Origin of the sequence: Paenibacillus sp. Aloe-11 (genome assembly GCF_000245715.1) — a bacterium.
GTDB lineage: Bacteria > Bacillota > Bacilli > Paenibacillales > Paenibacillaceae > Paenibacillus > Paenibacillus kribbensis.
Genome location: NZ_JH601047.1, coordinates 32842 through 58243, shown reverse-complemented (window position 1 = coordinate 58243; position 25402 = coordinate 32842). Strand labels below are relative to the sequence as shown.

The 25402-nt window shown below is 38.3% G+C and carries 25 protein-coding genes; 7 read left to right on the top strand and 18 right to left on the bottom strand.

Going from position 1 to position 25402, the window contains the following annotated elements; all coding sequences use genetic code 11:
* Positions 1 to 63: 63 nt before the first annotated feature.
* Positions 64 to 930 (top strand): LysR family transcriptional regulator, encoded by an 867-nt coding sequence (locus WG8_RS04465; RefSeq protein WP_007428903.1) that lies wholly within the window; start codon positions 64 to 66, stop codon positions 928 to 930.
* A gap of 43 nt (positions 931 to 973) precedes the next feature.
* Here WG8_RS04465 and bluB read toward each other — a convergent pair whose 3' ends face one another.
* From bluB to WG8_RS04420, 9 genes are all read right to left on the bottom strand, one after another.
* Positions 974 to 1609 (bottom strand): 5,6-dimethylbenzimidazole synthase, encoded by a 636-nt coding sequence (gene bluB, locus WG8_RS04460; protein ID WP_043890784.1) that lies wholly within the window; start codon positions 1607 to 1609, stop codon positions 974 to 976.
* Positions 1610 to 1870: 261 nt separating this feature from the next.
* Entirely contained in the window at positions 1871 to 2524 is a 654-nt protein-coding gene (locus WG8_RS04455) for a hypothetical protein (protein WP_043890783.1), read from the bottom strand.
* Between the two features lie 338 nt (positions 2525 to 2862).
* Complete coding sequence (locus WG8_RS04450) at positions 2863 to 3396, bottom strand: cupin domain-containing protein (RefSeq protein ID WP_007428901.1); 534 nt, start codon at positions 3394 to 3396, stop codon at positions 2863 to 2865.
* Positions 3397 to 3600: 204 nt separating this feature from the next.
* Positions 3601 to 3816 (bottom strand): hypothetical protein, encoded by a 216-nt coding sequence (locus WG8_RS04445; protein ID WP_007428900.1) that lies wholly within the window; start codon positions 3814 to 3816, stop codon positions 3601 to 3603.
* Between the two features lie 360 nt (positions 3817 to 4176).
* Entirely contained in the window at positions 4177 to 4983 is an 807-nt protein-coding gene (locus WG8_RS04440) for a M23 family metallopeptidase (RefSeq protein WP_232289050.1), read from the bottom strand.
* Positions 4984 to 5115: 132 nt separating this feature from the next.
* The gene (locus WG8_RS04435) at positions 5116 to 6234 is read right to left on the bottom strand and encodes a serine hydrolase (RefSeq protein ID WP_043890781.1); all 1119 of its coding nucleotides are present in this window, start codon (positions 6232 to 6234) and stop codon (positions 5116 to 5118) included.
* A gap of 10 nt (positions 6235 to 6244) precedes the next feature.
* Complete coding sequence (locus WG8_RS29470) at positions 6245 to 7033, bottom strand: DCC1-like thiol-disulfide oxidoreductase family protein (RefSeq protein ID WP_411829255.1); 789 nt, start codon at positions 7031 to 7033, stop codon at positions 6245 to 6247.
* 544 nt (positions 7034 to 7577) lie between these two features.
* Positions 7578 to 8261, bottom strand: coding sequence for a DUF5819 family protein (locus WG8_RS04425; protein WP_043890779.1), 684 nt, complete (start codon positions 8259 to 8261; stop codon positions 7578 to 7580).
* 75 nt (positions 8262 to 8336) lie between these two features.
* Positions 8337 to 8654 (bottom strand): hypothetical protein, encoded by a 318-nt coding sequence (locus WG8_RS04420; protein ID WP_007428898.1) that lies wholly within the window; start codon positions 8652 to 8654, stop codon positions 8337 to 8339.
* A gap of 319 nt (positions 8655 to 8973) precedes the next feature.
* Between WG8_RS04420 and WG8_RS04415 the strand changes: the two genes are divergently transcribed.
* Positions 8974 to 9255, top strand: a complete 282-nt coding sequence (locus WG8_RS04415) for a hypothetical protein (protein WP_043890778.1) — start codon at positions 8974 to 8976, stop codon at positions 9253 to 9255.
* Between the two features lie 338 nt (positions 9256 to 9593).
* On the opposite strand, the gene WG8_RS04410 is transcribed toward WG8_RS04415, so the two are convergent.
* From WG8_RS04410 to WG8_RS27950, 4 genes are all read right to left on the bottom strand, one after another.
* Complete coding sequence (locus WG8_RS04410; protein WP_007428897.1) at positions 9594 to 10466, bottom strand: AraC family transcriptional regulator; 873 nt, start codon at positions 10464 to 10466, stop codon at positions 9594 to 9596.
* A 144-nt stretch (positions 10467 to 10610) separates the two neighbouring features.
* Positions 10611 to 10772, bottom strand: a complete 162-nt coding sequence (locus WG8_RS27330) for a hypothetical protein (RefSeq protein ID WP_007428896.1) — start codon at positions 10770 to 10772, stop codon at positions 10611 to 10613.
* Between the two features lie 18 nt (positions 10773 to 10790).
* On the bottom strand, positions 10791 to 11081 hold the full coding sequence (locus WG8_RS27955; protein WP_007428895.1) for a DNA methyltransferase: 291 nt from the start codon (positions 11079 to 11081) through the stop codon (positions 10791 to 10793).
* 93 nt (positions 11082 to 11174) lie between these two features.
* Positions 11175 to 11363, bottom strand: a complete 189-nt coding sequence (locus WG8_RS27950) for a site-specific DNA-methyltransferase (RefSeq protein WP_083837538.1) — start codon at positions 11361 to 11363, stop codon at positions 11175 to 11177.
* Positions 11364 to 11474: 111 nt separating this feature from the next.
* Here WG8_RS27950 and WG8_RS04400 point away from each other — a divergent pair, with 111 nt between their 5' ends.
* Together WG8_RS04400 and WG8_RS04395 are read left to right on the top strand one after the other, a co-directional pair.
* A complete protein-coding gene (locus tag WG8_RS04400; RefSeq protein ID WP_043890777.1) occupies positions 11475 to 12503 on the top strand; it encodes a hypothetical protein in 1029 nt (342 codons plus the stop codon).
* Complete coding sequence (locus WG8_RS04395; protein WP_043890776.1) at positions 12504 to 13565, top strand: DUF262 domain-containing protein; 1062 nt, start codon at positions 12504 to 12506, stop codon at positions 13563 to 13565. It abuts the gene before it with no gap.
* A gap of 938 nt (positions 13566 to 14503) precedes the next feature.
* On the opposite strand, the gene WG8_RS04385 is transcribed toward WG8_RS04395, so the two are convergent.
* From WG8_RS04385 to WG8_RS04370, 4 genes are read right to left on the bottom strand one after another with little or no spacing between them, the layout of a single operon-like run.
* Positions 14504 to 15214 carry a hypothetical protein gene (locus tag WG8_RS04385; protein WP_007428894.1) on the bottom strand — a complete coding sequence of 237 codons (711 nt, stop codon included), beginning with the start codon at positions 15212 to 15214 and terminating at the stop codon, positions 14504 to 14506.
* The gene (locus tag WG8_RS04380; protein WP_007428893.1) at positions 15211 to 16947 is read right to left on the bottom strand and encodes a DEAD/DEAH box helicase family protein; all 1737 of its coding nucleotides are present in this window, start codon (positions 16945 to 16947) and stop codon (positions 15211 to 15213) included. Before WG8_RS04380 ends, WG8_RS04385 begins: the two co-directional genes overlap by 4 nt.
* Positions 16944 to 19481, bottom strand: coding sequence for an ATP-binding protein (locus WG8_RS04375; RefSeq protein WP_007428892.1), 2538 nt, complete (start codon positions 19479 to 19481; stop codon positions 16944 to 16946). The genes WG8_RS04380 and WG8_RS04375 overlap by 4 nt, the downstream gene beginning before the upstream one ends.
* The gene (locus WG8_RS04370) at positions 19478 to 20590 is read right to left on the bottom strand and encodes a DNA cytosine methyltransferase (RefSeq protein WP_043890774.1); all 1113 of its coding nucleotides are present in this window, start codon (positions 20588 to 20590) and stop codon (positions 19478 to 19480) included. The genes WG8_RS04375 and WG8_RS04370 overlap by 4 nt, the downstream gene beginning before the upstream one ends.
* Positions 20591 to 20853: 263 nt before the next feature.
* Between WG8_RS04370 and WG8_RS04365 the strand changes: the two genes are divergently transcribed.
* The 3 genes from WG8_RS04365 (at position 20854) to WG8_RS04355 (ending at position 23532) form a co-directional block, all read left to right on the top strand.
* Entirely contained in the window at positions 20854 to 22017 is a 1164-nt protein-coding gene (locus tag WG8_RS04365; RefSeq protein ID WP_007428890.1) for a DNA cytosine methyltransferase, read from the top strand.
* A 268-nt stretch (positions 22018 to 22285) separates the two neighbouring features.
* Entirely contained in the window at positions 22286 to 22642 is a 357-nt protein-coding gene (locus WG8_RS04360; protein ID WP_043890773.1) for a helix-turn-helix domain-containing protein, read from the top strand.
* Positions 22639 to 23532 carry a Cfr10I/Bse634I family restriction endonuclease gene (locus tag WG8_RS04355; RefSeq protein ID WP_083837535.1) on the top strand — a complete coding sequence of 298 codons (894 nt, stop codon included), beginning with the start codon at positions 22639 to 22641 and terminating at the stop codon, positions 23530 to 23532. The genes WG8_RS04360 and WG8_RS04355 overlap by 4 nt, the downstream gene beginning before the upstream one ends.
* A gap of 746 nt (positions 23533 to 24278) precedes the next feature.
* On the opposite strand, the gene rlmD is transcribed toward WG8_RS04355, so the two are convergent.
* A partial coding sequence (gene rlmD, locus WG8_RS27945) for a 23S rRNA (uracil(1939)-C(5))-methyltransferase RlmD (protein WP_007428889.1) occupies positions 24279 to 25402 on the bottom strand: 1124 nt, incomplete at its 5' end.

Genomic DNA, 25402 nt, shown 5'->3' with positions numbered 1-25402 from the left:
GATCAATGTCGATTTTCATATTAAGATCATAGATAAAATCTATGATTGGACGGTGGCAACCCAATGGAACATCGGTTATTGGCCTATTTTTTAATGGTCTGCGAGGAGCTTCATTTTACGCGGGCGGCTGAACGACTGTCGATCAGCCAGCCAACGCTCAGCCACCAAATCCAGTTGCTAGAGCACCAGCTAGGCATGCCCTTGTTTACCCGTATTGGTAAGAAGGTCTATATGTCCGAGGCTGGGCACATTTTGCGGAGCCACGTGTTAAACGCCTTTCACGAATTGGATCAAGCTCGGGCCGCCATCGAAGAACTGCGAGGCATGAAGCGAGGCCGCCTGCGGATCGGCTGTGCGGGCAATCATTTACTTCTGCCTGCCATCGCTGCGTTTCATCGGCAATATCCAGAGATTGAACTGTCGGTCCAGGAACTGGCGACCGAAGAAGTTAAGAAGGAACTGCTAACCAATCGGATTGATCTCGGTATTGTCTATCTACCGCTGGATCACGAACAGCTAGAGAGCATTGAGCTGTTCGAGGACGAGCTGCAATTGGTCGTCGCAGCAGGGCACCCGCTCGCCGCAGCAGATACCGTCCCCCTCGCAGAGCTTCAAGCGTATCCCTTTGCCATGCTCCAGCCCAAGTTTCTCGTACGTCAGTTCTTTGACCAGTATTGTGAGAGCGTTGGCTTCCACGCCAAGCCGATCCTGGAGCTCTCCACTCTGGAATCACTGCTGCAGGTCGCGATAACAGGTGTTGGCGCAGCCGTGCTGCCACGCTCCTACCTTCAGACAGTTAACCAGCCTGCCATCACCAAAATCAGCCTCAGAGATCCTGCTCCTACACGGAAGATTGGTCTGGTTTATCGCAAAACCTCCTATCTTAGTACTGCAATGAAGACGTTTATCACCCAAATAACGGTGCAATAATCTTGGCGCATTCTAAAAAGCACATAATCTTGTTGAACTCAAATCATTCCCAGGCATTATGGTGTATTAGGTTATTTAGATTTCGACGTCTCTCCCAATTTACTTGCTCTAGGATTGGTTTTGCAGGATAAAAATCCGTATATCCTAATGAAATCAAAGCAATAGGGTCAATATGTGGCGGGATATTTAGTATTTCTCGTACGTCTGTTTTCTTGTAAAAACTAACCCATCCCATAGCTATTCCTTCTGCATAAGACGCCAACCACATATTTTGAATACAACAGGCGACGGATAGAATATCCGTTTCAGGAATAGAATTCCGTCCAATTACATGTCCGCCACCTCTTGTGGGATCACATGTAATACAGATCGTTATAGGTGCTTCCCTTATACCCTCTAATTTTAGCGAGAGAAATCTTGTCTTTTTTTCATCTTCATAGTGTATGGACAATGCTTGTATTTCTTTATGACATGCATGCGCCAATCGTTCTTTAACCCCTTGAGAGTCAATGACAATAAAATCCCAAGGTTGCATAAAACCAACAGAAGGGGCATGATGACCAGCCATTAATATGTTGTTTAACTTATCTTTGGATATGGGTTTTCCATTAAAGGATCGAATATCTCTCCTTTCAAAAATGGCTTTAAATATACCTTCTCTTTCAGAATCATTTAACAATTTAATTCCTCCCTTAAAACAAAAATCCCCAGCCTAAATAAGACTGAGAATACACCAGTACTCAAATGATTATAACAGGGCTTTAGATTCATGTTTACATTGAAATAGATTTTTTATGTGATTTGCAATTTCTTGATCAAAACCTTTTCTTATAGATACCTTCATAAAGAGCTCCCGCGCATATATTTCACGATGTGAACCTCTACTCCGATTCAGGAATACAGTCAGTCCTAGAATAATCTCACCACAAATTCTTTAAGGTTACCTTGCCTTAACAGGCTTCATCTTAGGGAATTTCCGTTGATACGTTTTAAATAACACATACTTTTGTAAACCTTTGGATTGATGCAGGGCTTGTTGTGCCAGTTCAGCTGCTGCTGCATGATGATTTGATTTCAACTCCAATTCAGAGAGAAGTGCGTTTCTCATCCAAGGCGTTGGAATCTCGTGAATGATTTTGTGAGCTTCCGCATTATTTCCTTCTTCCATACACACGATAGCTCGATAGTAATTTTTATATGCCAGTGGTTTGATGAACTCGATTTCTTCTTTAACCGTCAGGATTTCTTTTTTATAGAAAGCAAAAACGGTTTTATATAACGCTTGTTTGTGAATTCCCTTATACTTTTGGAGCAATAGTCGGATTGAGTCTTCTACTTCTTCATCGATTTCATGGGCTAGAGCATAAAATAGATGGTATTCTGGCTTACTCTTATTCGACATTAAAAACTTCTCTATTCTCTTCAAATTAGAATCCCATAATACAGCAAAAAGAATAGGCACATATAGTATCAAAAACATCAGGATAAAAATGATTACAAAAGCTAACGCATTATTGATGTGTAAACGATCCACAATCATCCACATCAAAATGACAAATGCAATTATGACAAAATTTCTTATATTCCAGATCATATAGCTTCCCCTTTTCATGCTGTTGAACATGTTGATTTGTCTTATCGGGGTTAATTCAACAAATTTGAATGGAATTCCTTCTTTTTCCTAAAACTTACCGAGCAGATAACCAACTTCATTATCCACGAACTTACGAGGGAAATTAAAAATAAGCTTTTGATTGCTTCGACTTTCTTGCATCGCATAGTTCTTGTCGGTTATTTGCAAATACATCCTTCCTTTCAGTTGCTTGAATAAAGAAAAGAACCACCTTTACTAAGGTAGTTCCTTGTTAATTAACGTTCACCGTTAGTAATTCATTCCAACCTCATTTACTTGATCCATTAATAATATTGGCTTTATTCAGCAGACATGGCATCCGCTTTTGTTACATGAACCGTACCATATGGATGCTCAGGCGGCGCATAGATGACATATATTTTAAGTGGGGTATTTCCCGTATTGGTAACATTGTGCCATGTTCCAGCAGGTATCATAATTGCATACCCACCACAGGCCATTGCTTGAAAATTCAAATTATCTTTACTTTCACCCATCTGAACAAGTCCCTGACCTTCTTCAATACGTATGAATTGATCCGTTGTAGGATGAACTTCTAAACCAATATCATCTCCAACATTAATACTCATCAGGGTTACTTGAAGGTGTTTCCCTGTCCACACAGCAGTGCGGTAAGTATTATTTTGCTTAGCAGCTTGGTCAATATTTACTACAAATGGTCTTTGCCCATAATCTGTTGATTTATAAAGATACCCGTTCGTATTGGCTCCATTATAGTAATGACCATTCCAATAATTACTCCAACGGATGTTATTCCAATAGTCGTGCATTGGAGCATGCCATTGATATGGATAGCATGAATTACGGTACAATATTCATTCTCCTCTCAGCATTTATTGTTTATTTTCATTCTATGCACTTGCCTATATAAAGGTTTTAAAAAGAGTACGAGCCTGAGGCCATAAACGAATGGCAACACCAAATTCTAAACAATTAATATTCAATCTTTATGGTTAATGAAGGTAACTGTCCATTTGCTTAACGAGTGATTCAATATATATTTTTTAGCAGAAGCCTCAAAATAACAAACTGCGCTCATAAAATTTCAGACTCTTGACCGACTCAGACAACCTGTCCCAATACATGAGATTCTGAAATATGTATTCGTCCGTTGAACGCGGATCATTTTGTAATTCTTTATATAAGCTCTTTTCACCCATGGCTTGTTTCTTGCACATCAAATAATAATAGTCCAAATACTCGTTCCACAGGATTTCCGTACCCTTAAGCATTTCCTCCTCATGAGCTATAAAAAAAGACAAGGCCGTATTGATCCTGTCTTCATCCTGCAAATTATTATATTGTCGCTCCCACTCTGACCATAGATCATCTCGTTCTGAAAACTAAAGCACGGCTGCTTTACAAACGCTTCTCACACCTGGGATTTTACCTTTGAGCAGAAACGATGGAAGGGATATACTCCCTCTCGCTTAATTTAATAGATAATCAAAATAAAAGGAAAAGATATTCCTCATAATTATTGTCCAATTTGGTGTTATTAATCCAATGCTCGACAATCGTGCTGTGTCCTCCCGATACTGAAAACCTGGTAAACAAATTCTCAAACCGACTTTCTAAGTGGATATTCATTTTTATCGAAAAATAAGTGTTTGATTAAATAGTAAATCATTTCTCTTCAAGTAATTACCATTAAAAGTAATAGGAACCGAAGTTCCATTGAAATAATCTCCCTTATTATCATGTTTTATAGCATGTACATGAAGATGCGGCTCACTGCTGTAACCTGAGTTCCCTACTTTCGCTATTTCTTGTCCAATCTTGACAAAATCATTTTTCTTAACTAGCAGACTATTTTTTTTCAAGTGTAACAACAAAACATTATATTCTTTATACTTGATGATAATCATATTTGTAGCACTACCACCCAGGGTATTTGGCACATTATCATCTACTCCATCCACAACTTCGATAATTCTGCCCTCAACAGGGCTATATACTGAATCGTCATTAATGGGATAAGATTTCAAAGATTTGGGACTCTCAAACTGTTTTTTTCTTGATCCTAAAGGGGTGAGCCTGGTTATATCCACCGCATATTTCAGAGTACGATGCGAAAAATGATAGTTCATAGATGAACTCATTCCTCCATTCACAACCTCGTAAATCCCTCCTTTTAAAGGAAATGTTAAATCAACTGCCTCTTCGTGTTTAGGAGTGGATATAATGTACGACATGCTAAATAAAATACATATAGAAACCTGATAAATCGCTATTAAGCCGTAAAAGATCGTGAATATTTTTGTTTTTTTATTTGTAGCTTTAGATTCAAAAGAGCGTAAAGAGGTCATTTTGCGAAATAAAGCGCATCCAAACAAGACGATGTAAACAAGACGTAAATAATAGCTGATTTCTGTCCAATCATTTATGAATAAAATCATGAACGTATATCCACTTGTAAACAAAGTGTGTATGACCCACAAGGAACGATTTCTAAATGGGAAGCAAGCCATTATCCAATAGAGCATAATCGGAATCAGCAGCATTTTTACGATATAATAGAACATTCAAATTCATTCCTTATTATCTGATAATTTGCGACTTACCTCTTCTTGAAATTCAATATCCGTTAATATTTTATAAAAAAACAAATCTAACTTCTGTTTAAGCCAGATATGATCCATCCCAGAATCATCTTGAATAAACAGAGCTAATTGAATATCGTTTCCTTCCAGATCCGTACAATATAAAGCCTCGGTTAGAACAGAAATGGTAGATCCTCCTTTGTTTCCAAACTCTATTAGCTTGGAATCATCTACTTGCCGCTGAATTAGCTGTTTCAGATATGAATTTGCTGTAGGAGGAACCAACTCCTCCTTGTGTATGAGCTTCATGAGATAAGCATATTCTTTAGTCGTTGAACGAGGAAGCTTGCACGATTCCAGCACTTGAAGCTTTCGTGCATAATTTTTCCTGGTGTTCCATTTCTGAATACATTCTTTCCCCTGATCACGATTTAAAATCTGATGAATTTCAATAGATTTCTTCATGTATTCCTCATAGCTCATCTCACTTATTCTTTGTATCGTCTCTGTAAATCCTATGTTTTCGGTCTCTTGGATATAAGGAGACATGAATCCCGCAGATGAAAAAGGAAAGATTTTATCATGGGAGGAAAGCGAGAGTTTCATAATATTCTCATTGATCTTATCCAAACCCATTTTCGCCATCAGAAATTCTGTATTGGCATTGGAACTATATGCTAACATTCCGTGAGCAATATCCAATAACGTGATTTTTCCTCGAACTTCTTTATGGTTGGAGCGAATGGAACTGATCCAGTTATTATGAGCGTTACCATCCGAACCAGGGATATAAAATTTATTTAATTCCACTAAAGGGACAAGTTCCCGCTCATCTAATATTTTCGCCGCTACTTGGAGAGCAAATTCGATAGCAATGATTACTTTGGCCGTGCTGGCAAGCGGCATTTTAACTTCTGAGTTATAGCTGATTTTCTCCATACCATTTTTGATCATATACAAAGATGCTTTACTCGGATTTTCTTTCAAAAAGCTTAGAACATCCATTTCTGTTTTCCTATTATTTTGCCCCTTCGCAATGAACAAAAACAGGATACATATGAACGCAAATATTAAAATCATAGCTACTATCAATAAAATTATTTTCATACTTTGCTCCTTAATGGACACGCTTCGGATGAAGTTCACATAAGTCGTCACAGTTCCCCACGGGAACCACTTTTCTTTTAGAAGCTATATAATCATACAAATAACCGCCTATACCCATCTTTTTGAAAATAATTATAAAAGGAACCGCCCACCAAAGATACGGTATCCTTGTACAAATTTGTGCAATGGAGTCAATTCCACGTTGTATTTTACTGGAATCATTCATTGAGAAACTATGCATTCGCATTTCTAATTCATTAACATCTAATTTGTATGCTTGAACCAATGAAGAATTCCGAAAACTAACAAGCCGTAGCATTCTAAAATAATCCAGCTTGTACAAATTGTCCTTTATATTTGTACAGACAGGACACCAACCATCATAGAAAACCAAAATTTGTTTGTGTTGAAAGCTTGCATATCCTAATCTTCTTGTTTTTCTTCGAATTGTAATTGATATTTTCCGGAAACTGATCTTTATAAAATGGTATAACTTTTTATATTCTCGATCCGTAAACAACAATAATTCCATAACAATCATAATTAATGAAAATGTCAGCAAACCCATCCCTATAGCGATACCTACATGAAACAATATCATAGCAATAACTACAAACGGTTTAAGTCTCTTATTAATCACAGCAAAAGGAAAAGCAATTTTAATAATTATGGATAAATAAGTGAATACAATGGTGAGTCCAACATAATGGTTAACCATATAATCCAAAATAGGTCTGCTAAACTCTCTCACTTGAGATATATAATAAAGCGCCGTTCCATTTTGCCACATTTCGCCCATAAGCTGGTACATTCCTGAGAAAAAATAAACGATACACAGTTGTATAATACAAAAGAGTACTGCAAAATTGTGGATTATCACGGATAACTTATAGAGTAAAGAGTCTTTCGAGTCTTTTCCACGTGAGATGTTCATTTTAGAATCCAAAGAGAAATAGGCAGTGTTATTGGTGAACAACAGAAAAAACATATTCACTATAAGTAAGTTGTCTCCTCCGTCACTAATATGAAAAGAGCGAACATACAATGAATAAAAAAATAGGTAGGCCAGAATTGAAAAAAGACGGCCTTTATATCCAATTAAATAAAAAATAGTAACTGTAATTCCTAGATGATAGATAAAGTCAAAAAATAAAGCTGATGAATTAAAATTATATAAAGACCACGTTAATGACTTGTACCCAGCAGAATATATATTAATTCCAGATTCGTGCCAAAAAAAATACCTTTGTTTATAATGAATAAAATAATTGAAAAGTAATATCAACCCGATACATATCCGAAGGATACTTGTACCAATAAGAAAGCGTTCATTTATAAAAAAATTACGGTAGTTCAACAACATCCTTTACAACTCCTTTCCAACCATATACGCCATTATCTTCTTTCACTTTAAAATGAAGATCATCTCGCTTTGAATATGGAATCGCATTCGATATTGAGGTCATAAACTGGACATCGGTTATTTCATGCTCCAAAAACTTCCTTTTCGCAAACGCAGAGGCATAGCGGTATATGATTTGTTTAACTTGATCCGAATCCTTTTCTAAAGAAGCATTTATTTCTTTGGCGACATTATCTTTTTTAGATATTTTCTCCATTAATTTATATGTTAGATCATCTTTTCCTCCTATATATAATTGGTGTATGTATCCACTTCCAATTCTGAGCATCCTATTATAAGGTGAAAATACTGTCGCCTCATTCGTCCTGATCATAGGTTCAGTAACATCATACCAATTGCTTATAACAGTTTTGTTACTGCCCTCCTCCTTATACTTCACACGTACATATAATTTTAGATTTTGAGTCATAGGCTGGGGAGCAAATAGGTGCCAGTTTTGTTGGAAAAATCGTCCGACATAATTATCAGTTACTGATTTCAATGAAACAGAGACCGGGTTAAGCGGTCCGGCGTGAAGAAAAATAAAGAAGAAATGAACCATCAAGAACAACGATAAAGAGAGTAACGTAGCATTTAAAATACATGTTTCACTTCTTTTTTTCATTTAATCAATCACCTCTTTTAAATAACATCAGGGAGAGAGAAATATAAAAATCTGATCCTCTCCCTGCTGTTTCAACTATTTATCGAAGATTACTTCTGCATTCTCTACATCACTACTAGAGACACCTGTGCCTAATAAACTTCCTAGGCGGGTCGCTTCCCTCAAAGCATCCTTGTTAGCTTCATAAGCTGCTTTACCAACTTGTACTGCTTTACGAGCAAGGGATGCTATTGCTTGAGGCTCAACAGCAGCACCGTTTGCATTCGCGCTAATTAAGGGAGAAGAATTTTCAGAGGAAACGTCATAATCAGAAGCGTAAGAAGCGCTTAGACTTACAGTAGAGAAGGCTGTGATAGCTACAGCCAGACTAAGTATTGTTAATTTTTTCTTCATTGTTATTCCTCCTAAAGATGATTAATAAAAAAAGGTTTATAATGCTTTGCCCTCTTCGATTATGAAAATTTTTATATATATTCAATATACATACATTTTAGATACCCCCTTCCATTTTTTATATTTTATTTTCATATGCCAAAAATCAAAGAGATAAATTTTAGTAATTAAGTTTTTAAGTATTTAATGCTATTTAGGTCTATAAGGCGTTGCACATTCTATCTCACGATTCCCCAAAGAAAACCAAAACAATAACTTGTCGTTCCTCCCCATCAGAGTTAACATAAACACACTCAAACAACGAGAGGGAAAATACGCTATGTCAAATTGGCCAGATTGGTTTCTCGAAGCATTACGCCAACGATTTTATCAATTAGAACTCGCTAATGAACAAGAGGCTTCATCAGAGAACAAAAATCTATTCACTAAAATGAATCAATTCAAAACCAACCAAAACAAGGATATTCAACGCCTGTTATTTGAATGGGAAGAAGCAATAGGCTATCAACTAAGTCAAGATAAACAGTCCATCTATATGGAAGGAGTAAAAGACGGGATTCGATTGATTCTTCCCGTCATACAACCCACTGTTACTTGTTAGCCCATTTATAGTTTAGTCTATGATTTCGTTTGCTCATCAATGCTTTTAACAATGATCTAATTAGCATATGATTCTGTTAGTCCAATATTTCATCTATACTCATTCCACTCTTCAAGGTAAAAACAAAATGCGCTGGTGAGAGAACGGTTATCTTCTCCACCAACGCATTGAATAGGTTATCATCAAATTGTTCCAGTATATCTTGCCGTGAGCTTAAAATTTGTATGATTTCATCGACTCATTCTTTGATTCTCTCATTCTGATCCTCCTCTAATAGAAGAATAAAAAAAGAGCTGCCGAAACAGCTCAACGGATACTTAATAATCACACGCATTATGTTACTTTTTCAAAATGGGTATCCATATTTCACTTTTGAAATTCGGTGAGGTTATATCTTTATTCTCATTCCACAAGATTTCCGGGCCTTCTATTTGTTCATAGTTTGAGGATGGGAACCATTCGGAATAAATACGTCCCCACACATCTTGTAGCGCATCAGGAAATGACCCGATTACTTCGAATACTGCCCATGTTGAGGCAGCAACTTCAAGCTGTGTTAGGCTATCCGGACACTCCTTTGTTGTTGCAACGCCAATATAGTGGTCAAGCTCCCCTTTTTCCTTCATTCTACCTTCAGAAAAGTTCGTGGATGCACTAAGCATTCCCATAGGCTCGGCATTAGAAAGTCTTTTAAGATTATTGATCGTTTCACCATCTAAACTTTCCCACATCGCGGCAATCTCTGGATTGACCCCGTTGAAAATAATAGGAACTCTTTTTTGGATACCAACGATGCGAAATGCCCCTTTTTCTTCAATTCGATAGTTCATTTCACTTCCCCCTTTAATTGATAACTGGAAGGTCATTCGTGGATATGCTTTAAGTGAACGGCCATTAATTCTGGCTTCAGACGGCGTTAAGCCATGTAAATTTTGAAAAGCTCTCGCAAAAGAATCTGGTGAATTGTACCCGTATTTAATCGCGATATCAATGACTTTTACATTGCTATCTTTAAGCTCAAATGCTGCAAGAGTGAGGCGTCTGCGGCGGATGTATTCTGATAACGTAGCACCTGCAAGAAAAGAAAACATCCTTTTAAAATGAAATTCAGAGCAGTAAGCCAGCCTTGCTACCTCTTTAAAGTCAATATCGTTAGTCAGGTTTTCTTCAATATACTTGATTGCTTCATTCATGCTCTTAAGCAAATCCACTATATGACCTCCTTCATCATTAGAATAACAGTAGTTGAATGTATCCATCCGACAATTCCTGCACAATTATGTAGGGTCTATTCCTATTCATAAATTTAGTGCGAAAACATATAAAACAGAAGTTCATTCCCTATATGTATCAGCTTACCCTTCTAACTCAGCTTCGTAAAACAATTCGATATCCTCAATCAACTTTTGAATCAACTCGTTATCCTCTTGAGCCTCCTCAGCACCTAGCACATTTACCTTTTCAGCTTGCATACCCTTTAGGAACCGAATCACCATATTCACTTTTGCCTTACCCAATTGAATCACCCTTTCGGTTTAGTCAGCACATGATACCTCTGACTTTGCCGACTCAGCAACAACTTCTTGATAGTCATACTGCTTACTATCCCGAATCAAATATACACTACTATTATCGCCAACGTGGGCAATATATCGCTTCACAATCACATCTACATATTTGGGATCAAGCTCACTGGTATAGCAAATCCGATCCGTTTCCTCGCAAGCAATCAACGTTGAACCTGAACCACCAAATGGGTCAAACACGATATCACCAAGCTTACTGGAATTTTTAATCGGGTAGCTGATCAAGGGAATCGGCTTCATCGTGGGATGATATTCATTCCGAAAGGGACGATCAAATTGCCATAGTATCGTTTGCTTACGATCACTATTCCAGTAGTGTCCACCTGTCGGCTTTCAATCATATAATACGGGGTCGTGCATCCAGTGATAATCGGCGTTGCCCATTACCATCGCTTGCTTTGCCCATATGCAGCACTGGGCCAGTTTGAATCCAGCTTCAATAAATGCCTTCCTAAAATTCAAACCTTCGCTATCTGCATGGAATACATATAGACTTGCTCCATCATCTGCTACTTCAAACATTTGAGTATAGGCAGCCAATAGGAAATCATAAAAACTGAAAAAATAGTTTTAGTTTTTTCTTTTTTTCGATATAATTTTCCAAGAGTATTTAAATATGAATTTGGGGAAGAAATGATGAAAAATTACTTCATTTTACTTGGTAATGGCTTTACGATAGATTTTATCAACTTTTTGAAGAAAAGTAACTCGGTCGATGTAGGTAATCTGTTTTCCTACGGAGATTGCGTGCCTTGGCCAGCTGATAATGAACCAGGATTTCTTTCTTATAAACGCTGTCCCAACTTATGGCATCTTGGGGCAAGACCTAATATGAGCAAAGAGGCTTCCATTACTTTAATTGAGGACATAATTTCCTGCGCAAATACAGCTAGCAGTGCTGGAGTTCGCCACTTGGATTCCAAATATATCCAGGCATATCAAGAACTCCAAGCATACCTTAAGTATCTTTTTATATTCTATAACAAAAAGATAACAGATCAAGAGATTTCGGATTCTATTGAAGATTGGGGATGGTGTAAATTATTTAATAAATTAAATACTTCACCTGACTGCGGATCTGTTACGATCATTACTTTAAATTATGATATATGGCTGGAAAGGATCTTAATAACACAAGGGATAAATTTTAACATTTCCGGATTTACAAATGGCTTATATGACTCAACACAGCCATATAAATTCAGCATTATTAAACCACATGGATCAATAAGTTTCTCATATATGCAACCAATAGATCCAAGCAGTTATATTATTACATCAACCCAACGAGCTTTAACAAATGGCACATTAGCTAACTATCATATTAATTATACAAATTTGGACAATATCTATATGTTTAATGCAATGATCCCACCTGCCGGAGATTCTTTAAGAATTAATACAAGCTGGGCATATGAACTTAGAAATATAGCAATTGAAGAAGCACGAAAATTAACCTATGCCGACGAATTTATTATGTGTGGCATTTCTTACTGGCATGTTGATAGAACCGAAATCGATCAGCTATTAATTAACATAAACGCTGACATTAATGTAAAGGCTGTTAATCCCAGTACTCCAAGTGTACTTAATGCAGTTCTGACAAGTCTTTTCAACCGTCATATAGGTTATAATAATTCTGATATCTTGGGGGCGCTATAGATGGAAGAAAAAGAAAAGAAGACTCTCGTTCTAAGTCGAAATACAAATAACATTACAATTTCAGAATTTTATGAGAATCACTCTCTTGATAAATATAACTATTCCCCTCCTTATCAAAGAAGAGGAGATGCCTGGAGTATAGAAAAGCAAGCATTTTTAATTGACAGCATTATCAAAAATTATCCAATACCCCCTATTTTCTTGCATGCAAAGATAGAGGCAGAAACAGGAAAAACGTTTTATGACGTAATAGACGGGAAACAACGGTTAACTTCAATAGTGAAATTTATAAATGACGAGATTGAATTGCCTGAGAACTTCGGGGACGATAAGTTCGGATCAGAAGATCTTAACGGCCTTAAATTTAGTGAGATAAATGCCGAATTTAAATCTAATTTTTGGAAATATAAAATCCCCATCGAGTATGTAGATACTGATAATGTGGAAGTTGTTAATACAATATTTGATAGATTAAACAGAAATGGAGAACCGTTAAACCGACAAGAATTGCGTCATGCTCAATATAACAATTCTAAAATAATAAAACTTGTACAAGATCTTAGTAAAATTGATTATTGGAAAATCCGCGCTTCTGAATACTTAGATACTTCAAGAATGGAAGATGACGAGTTCATATCAGAACTTTTATTCACCTTACTTGAAGACGATGTTGTCGATTCTAAACCAGAGACATTGGACACTTTATATTCTAATTGGAATAAAACATTAATAGAAAATGATGATATATTTAAAAAAGTAACCGAAGAGTTTAAAACAATTACAGCATTTCTTGAAGGATTAACCCTTGATTATAAAGCATACAAAATCGAAGGTGTCAGTCATTTGTACGGGTTGTGGGGACTCTCGACGAATTGCGTTCGTAAAAACATTCCCCCCGAACGTATCAAAGTTAAATTATTAGAGTTCTTCAGTCTGTTAAGGAATAAAGACTATTCAAACGAGCCGATTCGGCAGTATAAGAACAGCATGTCATATAATACACGGTCAAAAGGACAACGCCAAAGACGTTTGAACGCACTAGTTATATTCTGCGAAATTTAACTTTATTTATATGTAAAAAGAGCTGACACCTTGGTCAGCTTTTTTTGTCTAGTAATAACAAGCCAATGTTTGAATTGATAAACATCTATATGAACTCTTTGATCTTTCACTATTACAACAGCCTGAATAAATTGATCTTTTGGTTTACGTATTCAAGTTTTCCCTTAATACTTAAAATGAAGCCCCAAATACATTCAAAAAAACGTCCATACCTAAGCTTAAATGGATAGTAAGAGAAATTATCCTTACTAGGATTAGCTAAGACACTATATGATTCATTAAATACAGCTAATTGTTTAAGATTAGAATTAATACTATCTAATAACTTAATTGCATCCATTACAAGATTTAGAGCTTCATCATTTCTAACGAATTCTTCAAAAATAGGATCCTTAAAAAGGGTAATACGAAAACAGATTAAGAAGTTGGAAATACATTGAGTAGTAATCCAACGTATAATAATATATTTGTTGCCTTATAGCCTCCTGTACTTTTAAATCGTTATCGTAAATTAAATCTGATTTGTAGTCCTCAATTAAAATTTCATCCGAGGAGAAGAAGGTAAAACGATCTGGTCTTCCACGTAGCTTTCCATCAAATGCTTTTACATGTTGTTCTAAGAATTGCCTCGAATTCCTGATCACCGAATTCTTTCTATCTAGCCATAACTTTTTCCTGACAATCTTAAGACGAGCAAGACGTATATTATAGCCCGGCCATTTTTCTGGAGTAGCAACCTTCTCCTGAATAGATACTTTTTTCTGCCTCGGAATATTAATCATGACACATTTGATTAAATAAACTTTAAATTTGATCAGCTAACTAACCAAATTCACCTCTTCCAATCCGCTCCAGTATCTCATGGCATACATTTCACTTCCTAATTTTGTCAATAATAAAAATACACCCTATAAAATGGGTGTATAATATATGCATAGTTATTTTGATATTAGAAATTGAAGTCCTCCCTCATTAAATAATAGAAATTCACGTTCATTTATAAAGATAGACGGGCCTGTACTAATACTAGCCTTTCCAGTTACAACTGTGTATGTCCCAGCTTTTACTTGGTCATTCAAATTGCTTTTTGAAACAATAATAAATCTAACTTTATCCTTGTACTGCTCATAAACCCCCAGAGAAACAGGTCTCAGGGGTATACCCGTAACTTTCTCATAAGCAGCAGCTGTTACTTTAATATCCTCTGTGACTATGACAACTTCACAGGCAGTATTTTCTGCATTCGAAAGTTTATCTTTTATCTCAATTGCGGTTACTTCATCCATTCTAAAAAGCGTCCCATAATCATGCGTCGATTCCTTCATTAAAGCGAGATGCTTCTTACTGTCCATAAAAAACCACTCTATATATGGCAAATTAGCCATTATAGTTTCTGGCTGATTTCTGCTTGAGCCGGAACCCCCAAGCACGCTATCTACATGGGCAGCCGGTGAAGAACATAGTTTATCCCATATTTTTTTTAGTTCACTGAAAGGCCTTGTCTTTTCTTTACCTGCGGAAGTAATTAACTCTATTCTTTTGGCCGTCCGGTCAACGCCTGTCAGGATAATGTTTGCCCCTGGCTTAATACTTTCCAACTCCAGACCGACCATTTTCTCTATATCATTAATAAGTTCATCGAATATCATTTTCGCCCTCCCGGGAACTCTGGCGGAAATTTAAGTATGCTAGTATCCTCGCCCGCTCCCTCAACGGCTGCAACATCTTCAAGCCATTGCCTTAAAAATGACTCAGCCTGCGGGTCTTCCCCTCCAGCTTTTCTGAATGTAACTTTATGCGGCAAACTGATTCTGACCGGATTACCAGGAGCGGGACCGCCTGCCGCAAGACCATCTTTTAAATCAATACCTGCGGCAAATCTTCGGATGTCAGATACGAAGTCGAGAACAATAACCTTCTCCTTATCTTTCGATAATCTTAACCCCCTGCCTAACTGCTGAATAAATATTCTACGACTATGAGTTACTCTCTGGAACACGATAATATTGACATCTGGCACATCAACACCTTCATTTAAGATATCAACTGCACATAACACATCAATAGTTCCGTCTTGAAAATCACAGAGTATTCGGTTACGTTCTGCCGGGTCCATTGAACGTCCTGTAGAAGTTTGAGAATATATTGCCGAGGCATTACAAAAGCCGAGTGAATTAATCCGGTCCCTCATAGTAGCAGCATGATCTATCGTTCCACAGAATACTATTGCCCGTGGTTTATGCTGTTCTTGCCAGACCCGTTTCAGTTCAAATACAACTGCGTCGTCCCATTCGGTTATAAATAATGTCCTGTTGATCTGCCGCGGCGAAAAATTCTTCCCATCTAGCTCTCCTAGCGCCTCCCAGTTAATATTGTCTGTGTACATTCTGTAATCAACATTTGATAAAAAGCCATTTCGTAAGCCGGTAACAATGTCCACACTCACTAAAGGTTCACCAAAATAATCATAGAGGTTAATATCATCAGGACGCCAAGGGGTTGCTGTTAGTCCCAATAGAAAAGGGCCATTTTCCAATCCAGCCATAGTATCATGCAAAACCGTGCTATACATCTGTCCGCCTACATGATGACATTCATCTATGATGATAAGATCAAAATGCGGCAATTCTCTTCCCCGTTGCACATAATCAGCTACGGTATTTAAACATGCAAAGACAGCACTGCTCTTTTCAAGCCGTTCTTCGCTTGGCTGCTCATATCCATTCCATACTGCTGTTTCCTGCTGCTTAGAGAAAAATGGCCAGAAAGCCTTCTCTATCTGATAGACAAGTTCATTGGTATGAGCTATCACCAGAACTCTTACCGGAGATACTGCATTAATTCGTTTAACCGTTTCGCATGCCACGAATGTTTTACCAAGACCTGTAGCCATCACGACAAGAGCTCTCTTAGTCCCTTCGTTATATGCTCGTATCGTAGAACGGATAGCCTGCTCTTGATACTCCCTTGGGAATCTATCAACCAAGGGCATTTCAGGAAGCTTCTTCGCCCTGTTGACAAGGGCTTTTGTATCCCAAAGCTGAAGCGGGATTCCTCTGCTCATAAGAGCTCTTTGGTGTACTTTTAACTTCTCATCAAAGCCACTTAAAGCAACAATTACCGGCACTTGAGCCCTGTATATTCTCATAGCTTCCAGTGTCTGGTCTGCGACTTCGACACCAACTTTGTTCTTCCAATGCTTCATTTGGAAAAGCCACCGCTTACCGGCCCGGTGCGCAAGCACATCAGCGCCCCGGTCACCAGACTGTCCAACAAGTCTTATTCCATCGAAGCCTTCATGGGCTAATAAACGTGAAACCACTCTTTCAAATGCCTGCCAAGTACCGAACCTCAGATTTATATCATTGATAAAAATGCTCACTTTATCACCTTTTGCTGCAGGAAGTCCAAAGACAACCTTGTTTTTTGAGCAATACCTGCCTCAGAGGAACGGTATTTTATATAATTCGCTATATCGTTTAAACAGTTCAGATAAATGTTCCGAATTCTTATTTGTGTCTGCTGCAAAATAGCACCTGTTAGTTCTGCCGAAACGGAATAGGAAATATCCCAAATTCCACCATCAAAGAACACGTGCGGGTACCTTTTGAATATATCGGTTATTCCTTCCTCATCAATGTATAGTAGAAATGTCCCACTTTCCTTCATCTCCCCAAGCTGGCTGATATCTGCACTTTGATTAAGCATGTTATCAACCATTGCCTTCTTCTGTTCTTCGGACATTTCATTAAATATATCAACAGCCATATCTTTGAGTATTTCTGGAAATCTATCTTTTAATTGCATAAAAAATCTACTGATCTCTTCTCTAATTTTTTCAGGACTATCCTCCAGCTTGTCCGACCATCTACTATTTAATATCTGCCATTCAATATTTGAAAGCGTATGTTGACCCTGAAATTGTTTTCCAGAAAGTCTCCTGTTCATATCGTAGATGTAAAGTGCTACTTCTGCAGCTATCATTTGCTCAGGGCGGATTCGGAAAGATTTAAATACTTTGTGGATCTTATCAAGATATATGTCGATTTCTTCTCCCTTAAATACAATTAGAGGAATTCCATCTTGTTGCTGATTAGCCTTTATCGATAGCTGTGTTATATACACATTTACGTTCACGGGAGAACTATATGTGCCATCTGCCAACAGAATCGAACACCCTGGTATGGACAAATCATCAGATTTATTGGCATTTTTCGAAAGAAACTCTTTTGAAAGTGTATTTTCAGTCCCTTTCTCTACGCTGCATGATGTACATTTTTTTTCTGTCGCTCTGTTTTTCGTACCACAAACCTGACATGTCCACGGTTCTTCAACTTTAGGCTGCTGTGACATTCCGCATTTCGGACAAGAGTGCGCAGATTTGGGTATTTCGTGTTTGCATTCCGGATTGATACATGGCTTTCCTATTAATACAAAGCCACACACCGCACATGTATCATGTTCTTTTAGATTCTGTGCGCTGCAGGCTGGACATTCAACCAGTTCCTCAAGTGGGGGATAATCAGCTTGCTCCACCAATTTCCACCACTCTGAATCATCATAATACCCTGGGAGCTTATCAAGAAACTTTTGATAGTATTCTTTTTCCACATCTCTAGATATTCTCTTTGGTTCATTCGCTTCCTTATCCCAATAACCCATATACAAATCAGCTTTTCCAGGTTTTCTGACTCTGCGGAAACCTTGAAACAGTTTATAAATATAACTCTCATTTTGATCTGCACCAGGCTTATTAGGCTGTAGGGAGCTTTCACCTCTTAAGTACGAGACGGCCCGCTGCCATTCAGGACTGCTTCGCTGGAAATCCTGCTTGAGGAAATCTACAGGAACATGATTGAGATGTACTTCACCTACAATCCTTCCATAGGGCCCATCAATAGGATAATCCTTAATTGTTTTTTTAAATTCGTCCACATACTCAAAGAAAGCTGTTTTTTCAGCTATTCGGATTGCACGGCCATTCCGTATTAAATCAATTCCATATTCCGTACTGTCGTCAAATCTCTGAACACCAACCCAACCTCTTACCCGTTCCTCAACACTTCGGATGCTTGAAGACTTACAAACTGGACATTCAATCAGTTCGGCCGGAACTAGAGCTGTACAATTGCTGCATCTCCTCTGTACTCCAATAGTATAATCAAAATCATATCTTGCCTGAATTTGGCCGTGCCCCTTTCGTTCAACAAACCTATTAGAGTCCCAAACGCAATGCTCAAATGCTTCACACGGCTCTCCGTTCACCAAAATTCTGATTTCACGTTTAGATAACACTGAGGCATACCGCCGACCAAGCTCAGAACGGACTTTAGGAAGCCCGTATTGAACCAGGCGTTTGACAAATTGGCTGTTTGCATTCCCCTCAGGCCACCATTGGCTTATTTCAATAACAGTCCCATGATTGACTTCTCTTGGTTTATCAACGATATTGACAGAAAGCTGATAATTTTTGGATTGATTAATATTATCTAGATCAATTATTACCTCTATTGCATTCTTCTCGTCTTTTCGCGCTGTCAGCAGCCGGGTTACCCTGCCAAGTTTACCTGTAGAAATATTAAATCCCATACCAAATAATCCAAGACTGTCGTATGGATTATTACCGGAAAATCCCGCCTTTATTGATTTCTCAGCCATTTCGGCCGTCATGCCTGGCCCATTGTCACGAATACGTACTATTCCGGCATTCTTATTGAGATCTGTATTTCTTGGCAATTCAATTGAGATTAAAGGATTATCTATTTTTACACCTGTAAGTTTCGCAGCCTGAAATGAATCTATCGCATTATCGACCAATTCACATAACGCATCTAAAGGAAGCATTGGTGTATGAGTTAAAGCTATCAGCACTTTTGGATCCGGTGTAAAATCAAAAAACAACCCGGATTGTGTCATCTCTTTTCCCCCTCTATCATATTCCTGATTGCAACCGCCATTACATGAGCCAGTTTCACTGGCACGCCGTTCCCGATTGTTTTGAACTTATACGTCAGTGGCATTTCTCGTGGCAGTATGTAGGTATCAGGTACACTTTGAATTCTTAGGGTTTCCCGGATAGTAAGCCTCCTTGGCTGTGTCGGATGCAAATGAACCTCATTATGCCCGTAGGCTGCAGTAGGGCTATACCGCCAACGATGCAGCCGTTTAAAACTTTTTCGGGATACATCCCCTTCATGTATAACATAATACTTATCGCTTAACGGCCTTAATCCTTCAAGACCGTTTGGTAATGAAGCTATCTCTTCCAAATTACATATAATAGGTCCCACCATTAATTCTTCTGGAATGCTAATGGGTTTCTCAGGAGTAATTCCAAACGGGGTTTCCCGCGGCCAAACAAAACGCTGTTTTGAACCTGCGAAACGATGATCCATCGGCCATTGAAACCAGCTATAGTCCTTGGGAATATTCCGGACACTGAGTTTCTTTTTTAACCATTTCTTTTTCAATCCCACCATAAACACACGCTCCCTGTCTTGTGGCACACCAAAATCGAGGGCATTCAATATGCGCACATCCGTTAAGTAGTGTTCTGAAAACTGCAGCCTCAGACTATCAAAAAATTCACGGTGTCTCGCCGTTTTAAAGAGCCCTTTCACGTTTTCAAATAGAAAAAAGGTTGGCTGGAGATCCATTATTTTATCAACGTATACCTTAGAGAGAGTTCCATTCTCTCCAGTACGCCCCTTATTCTTTCCTCCTACAGAAAAATCCGGACATGGAGGCCCTCCTATTATCCCAAAAGTCTCAGGAATTGGGGTGTTATGAAAAGCCTCTCTGGCAATTTGGTTGGGTCCTATCCCTACTATTGATGAACTGTTTGCAATTTTGTGAAGTTTTCCCGTCATAGAACTAAGCCCATATTCGAACCCCTTCACAAAATGCGGATCATATTCATTAGTCCAGACTATCTGAAACCCGGCTTTCATGAAACCGATATCTAAAAAACCAGCTCCAGTAAAAAATGATAAGATCGGGATATTATTACTTTGATTATTATTCATTTATAACATCCTTTCAAACTCAATACACGAGTCACGCGTAATTAGGTATAATTATAGCTTAATTACAAGGCTTACGGAGATCTTAAAATAAATAGTATACATATCATTCATGATACCAATACACCTTCACCATCTATGTACATACTATGCCCAAAATCAACCAGGGAACATATATTCGATTTTTCTCAGAAGTTTATTGAATATCCTTCAATAATCAGAGATAATAGAAAGAGCATTTACGACAGAGGAGACCTATTAGACTGATGACTTATCCCGTTATATCACTTTTTTCAGGTGCAGGCTTTCTCGATTTAGGGTTTACCGAGACGCATGCCTTTTCAATTCTTTGGGGAACAGAGTTAATAAAGGATTTTGCGCAATCGAATAACTACAACATGAGGCAACGCTATGGCCATCTTGATAGAGTTATCACAGCTGACGTTACTCAAATTGACCCTTTAAAAGATATCCCTAAAGGAGCAGTTGGTATCATTGGGGGCCCCCCTTGTCAGGACTATTCGATTGGAAATGCTAATAGCCCAGGTGTTGAGGGAGATAGAGGAAAACTCGTTTGGGATTTTTTAGATAAAATTGAGAAGCTGCAGCCTGACTTTTTTCTATTTGAAAACGTTGAAGCTTTGTACAAAACGAAGAAACACCGGGTTCAGGCCTTAAATCCGCTTATTGATAAATTTAATGAGCTTGGCTACGAAGTGCAATTTAAAGTTCTTAATACTCTTAATTATGGAATTCCTCAAGACCGATCAAGAGTATTTATTGTTGGATTTAGAAAGTATATTCCTATAACATTAAGACAGCGTGGCTATGAAACTTTTAAATGGCCAACCCCCATCTATGAAGATCCTAAAAAAACATTTGTATGGCCAGATGTATGGGAAATTGGGACAGAAGTTAATGAAGCGGACTACATCGCTAAATTACAGGCACCTTATGAATTAACTATTCATTCGGTTATTGGAAATGAAAACGAACTAGAGAGTTTGCCAAACCATACTTCATTTAAACCTTATTCTCAACGATTTTTCACTGTACTAGAAGGGGACGTTAAGAGAAAATCGTTTAAACGCCTGCATCGTTTCAGATATAGCCCTACCGTAGCTTATGGTAATAATGAGGTGCACCTGCATCCAACCCTGCCTCGGCGCTTAACCGTGCGTGAAGCACTGAGACTACAATCTGTCCCTGACTGGTTTCACTTTGAAGAAGGTACACCACTTGATAAGATGTTTAAAATGATAAGCAACGGAGTCGCTTATAAATTGGCAAATTTATTAGCGGAAGAAATTAAAATCGTGCTGGATAACTACGACCATGCAATTAAGGAACGAAGAGAATTAATAAGAATAACAAATGAAAGTATGACTAAAGATTCTGTAACCCAGCCCCAAAAAGAGCAGTTTGCGTAAATTTGCAAGCTGCTCTTTTTTCTGTTTTTTACACTACATTCAAATACAGTTTTGACTTATAAATGACAAATATCCATTTTCTTCTTAATACTGTTGATCATAATGCCGTTCGTTAATTTCAAAAAAATGCATTTAAATAATGGGAAAATCCATGAGTTTATGAGTATTTACTTGAAATAAATGAATTTATTTTTCATTTTTATATGAAAAAATGGTTCATTTTATGCCGTCCTTTTTATGGATATACTTCTATTACGGAGGTGCGGTGGTGAATCCGAACTTAAAAGAAGTGGGTAAACGGATTAGATTCTTGAGAAAGGGACGATACCAAACTGCAAAGGCTTTTGCCGAAGTGTTAGGTATATCCGAGCGTCACATTCACAACATTGAATCTGGGAATAATTTTCCAAGTTTTGAAATTCTCTCTCAAATTGCAGATGAGTTTCATGTAACAATCGACTTCATTTTATTTGATCAAAAAAAGCGATTATTATTCGATGAAAATTTTATTGCTTTACAAAACACATTTAACAATCTGAGCTCCGAAGGGCGACAAACTTTAATTCACATTGCTAAAGAATTACTAAGATTGGAACAAAGAATAAAAGGAGGTAGCTCAGAATAATAGAATTTGACTACTCTAAAAGCAATAGCGTTGAACTGTACGGTCCGAAAAAAAAACAAAAAACACGGATAAAACCCTATTTCGCTTTGGCTGAGGTATTTGGAAAAATTCTCCCAACTGGGACCATCAAGGAGAATCTTGATAAACTTGAGCAGCACACAAAGAATGCAGCATTGGCACAAGGAATGATGGTTCCTAATTCACAAGCTTTCTCAAATACCCGGGGATTTTGGTTTGAAGTCTTCATAGCTGTCTATGCTTGGAATTATCGAATTAAAGAGAACCTAAGTGAAGTGCTAATAGTAAAAATGCCCAACGTAAGCTCATTTAATTTCCGAAGAATTTTTGAAGAAAAGACAGATAAGATGCTGAAGCAACTTGAATTATCGTTACTTAAGAGCAATGTACGGTTAATCACTTCAAACCCGGATTTATTAATAGTTGAACAAGAAAAACTTGTATTGGAAGAACACAATATACCTATATCCTGTCTTGACACTCAAAGCATTATGAAAGCTGTCAATTTGTATAAGGTTCTCGAAAGTAAATGTCATTGGGACAGTTTGAAAGCAGGAATAGGAGTCAAAACATCTCTGCGCCCCGATAGAAGACTTCAGGTAGTACATGAAGGCAACATTCTTAAGTCACTATTTGCTCATTTGAAAATGCGTCACTGGGACCGTGAAGCAGCCTTTAAGTATTTTGGCGCATCTAGTGAGATGATAACCGGTGCTGACGATGATGCTTTACAAACAGCTGCAACTCATACCATTGTTAATGTGAATTCTTTACCTGAGAGAGCGGTTGATGGTCTTTTTTCTCTGCTTACTTTTGAAGACATAGAAAAAATGTTTGATGTGATCTTAAAAAGGAAAGCCCACCATCAATGAAAATAGGAGACTCGAAAGGACTGCTAAAATAACTTTAAATAATTGCTGTCATTTAACAAGGAGCATTGATGTTGTAGTCAACTATTAATGCTCCTCTATTACATGTTTTTTTGTTCTCTTAGTTTTAGGGCGTGTATTCAACATTTCCTCGTACTCATTTAGTTTAACCTTTACGTCAATCAAACATATTTTCTTCAAGCAGCTCTTGTCTTGTAGGATATAGCATAGTCTACCATTTTGCTGGATATATCGGCCTCCAAGTTTTGGCCAACTCCTCTGCATTAGAAAATTTGATTTCCTCTAAAATTGAATCCATCTCCCTTCGGTAGTCCAGTATTAAATTTTCAAACAACGCATGTTTTACTTATCCCAAGTTACTCTATAATTTGCAATTACTGTGTAACATTATTACACAGATTGAGTGTTACTTATGGAAATACAATTTATATCATCCTTCATCATCTCTAACCTCGCTTACTATGAACGAAACAAGCATTACATAAAAAATTACCCCATGATATTTATTTACTGTAATTCACTATTACCTAGGTTACTATATACTCAAGCCTCTTATACCTTTTCACAGAACAGAGTTATAGTTATTTTCAAAGAAAAACACCCGTTTTTACAACGGGTGTTATCTAATATCCATCTATTGAATTCGTCAACAATCTGTCAATCCTCTTATTTCCTTGTCCCTGTTTCATATTCTATTATCATCTGTACTACTCTTCATCACTGCGTTCTCAGCGATGTATACCATCCCTCACCAGCAATGCAACCGATTCTACGTGCACCGTATGCGGAAACATATCTACGGGCTGTACTTCCACCGTCCTATACCCGCCATCCTCCAATATCCTTAAATCCCGCGCCAGCGTGCTTGGATTGCAGGATACGTACACCACGCGCTCTGGCTTCATCTCCAGAATGGTGTCGAGCAGGCGTGGATCGCAGCCCTTACGGGGCGGATCGACGACGATGACGTCCGCAGTGATACCTTGCTCTTTCCATGCCGGAATGACGTCCTCGGACGCGCCAACCTCAAACTTCACATTACGCATGTTGTTCAGCAGCGCATTACTCCGCGCATCCTCGATGGCTTCTTTGACGATCTCCACCCCGTACACCTGATCCGCATGCTGAGCGAGGAACAAAGAGATCGTGCCAATACCGCAATACGCGTCGATCACCGTTTCTTTGCCCGTAAGCCCGGCATATTCGACGGTTTTGCTGTACAGCACTTCCGTTTGAACGGGATTCACTTGATAAAATGATCTGGCGGAAATCGCAAACTGAACGTTTCCAATATAGTCGTAGATCACGTCACGGCCCCATAGTACACGAGTTTCGTCGCCAAAAATAACGTTCGTTCGCTTGGTATTCACGTTCTGGCAAATGCTTGCCACGTGTGGGACATGCTCACGAATGCTGCCGATCCAGGCATCGGCATGCGGAATATCTCGTCCATTCGTGACGAGGACCAGCATCATTTCACCTGTGCGAAAAGCGGTCTTCACGACGACATGGCGCAGCAGTCCACGTCCAGTTTCTTCGTTATATGCGCTGATACCCAGCATTCGGCCAATCTCTTTGACACGTGCGACAACCTCGTCGTTGCGCTCATCCTGAATGAGACAGGTGTCCATATCCACGATGCGATGGCTACCACGTGCGTAGAAGCCGCCGACAAGTCCGCCCTCGGTGACACCAATCGGCACCTGGGCTTTGTTGCGATACCGCCAGGGCTCGCTCATACCGAGCGTAGGATGTACCACTACGCCTTGCTCACGCGCCAAATTTACGGACATGCTATCGGTATTCGGGTCCGTACTTACTGCCGAGGACGAAGCTGAGGCTGTATCGGCCT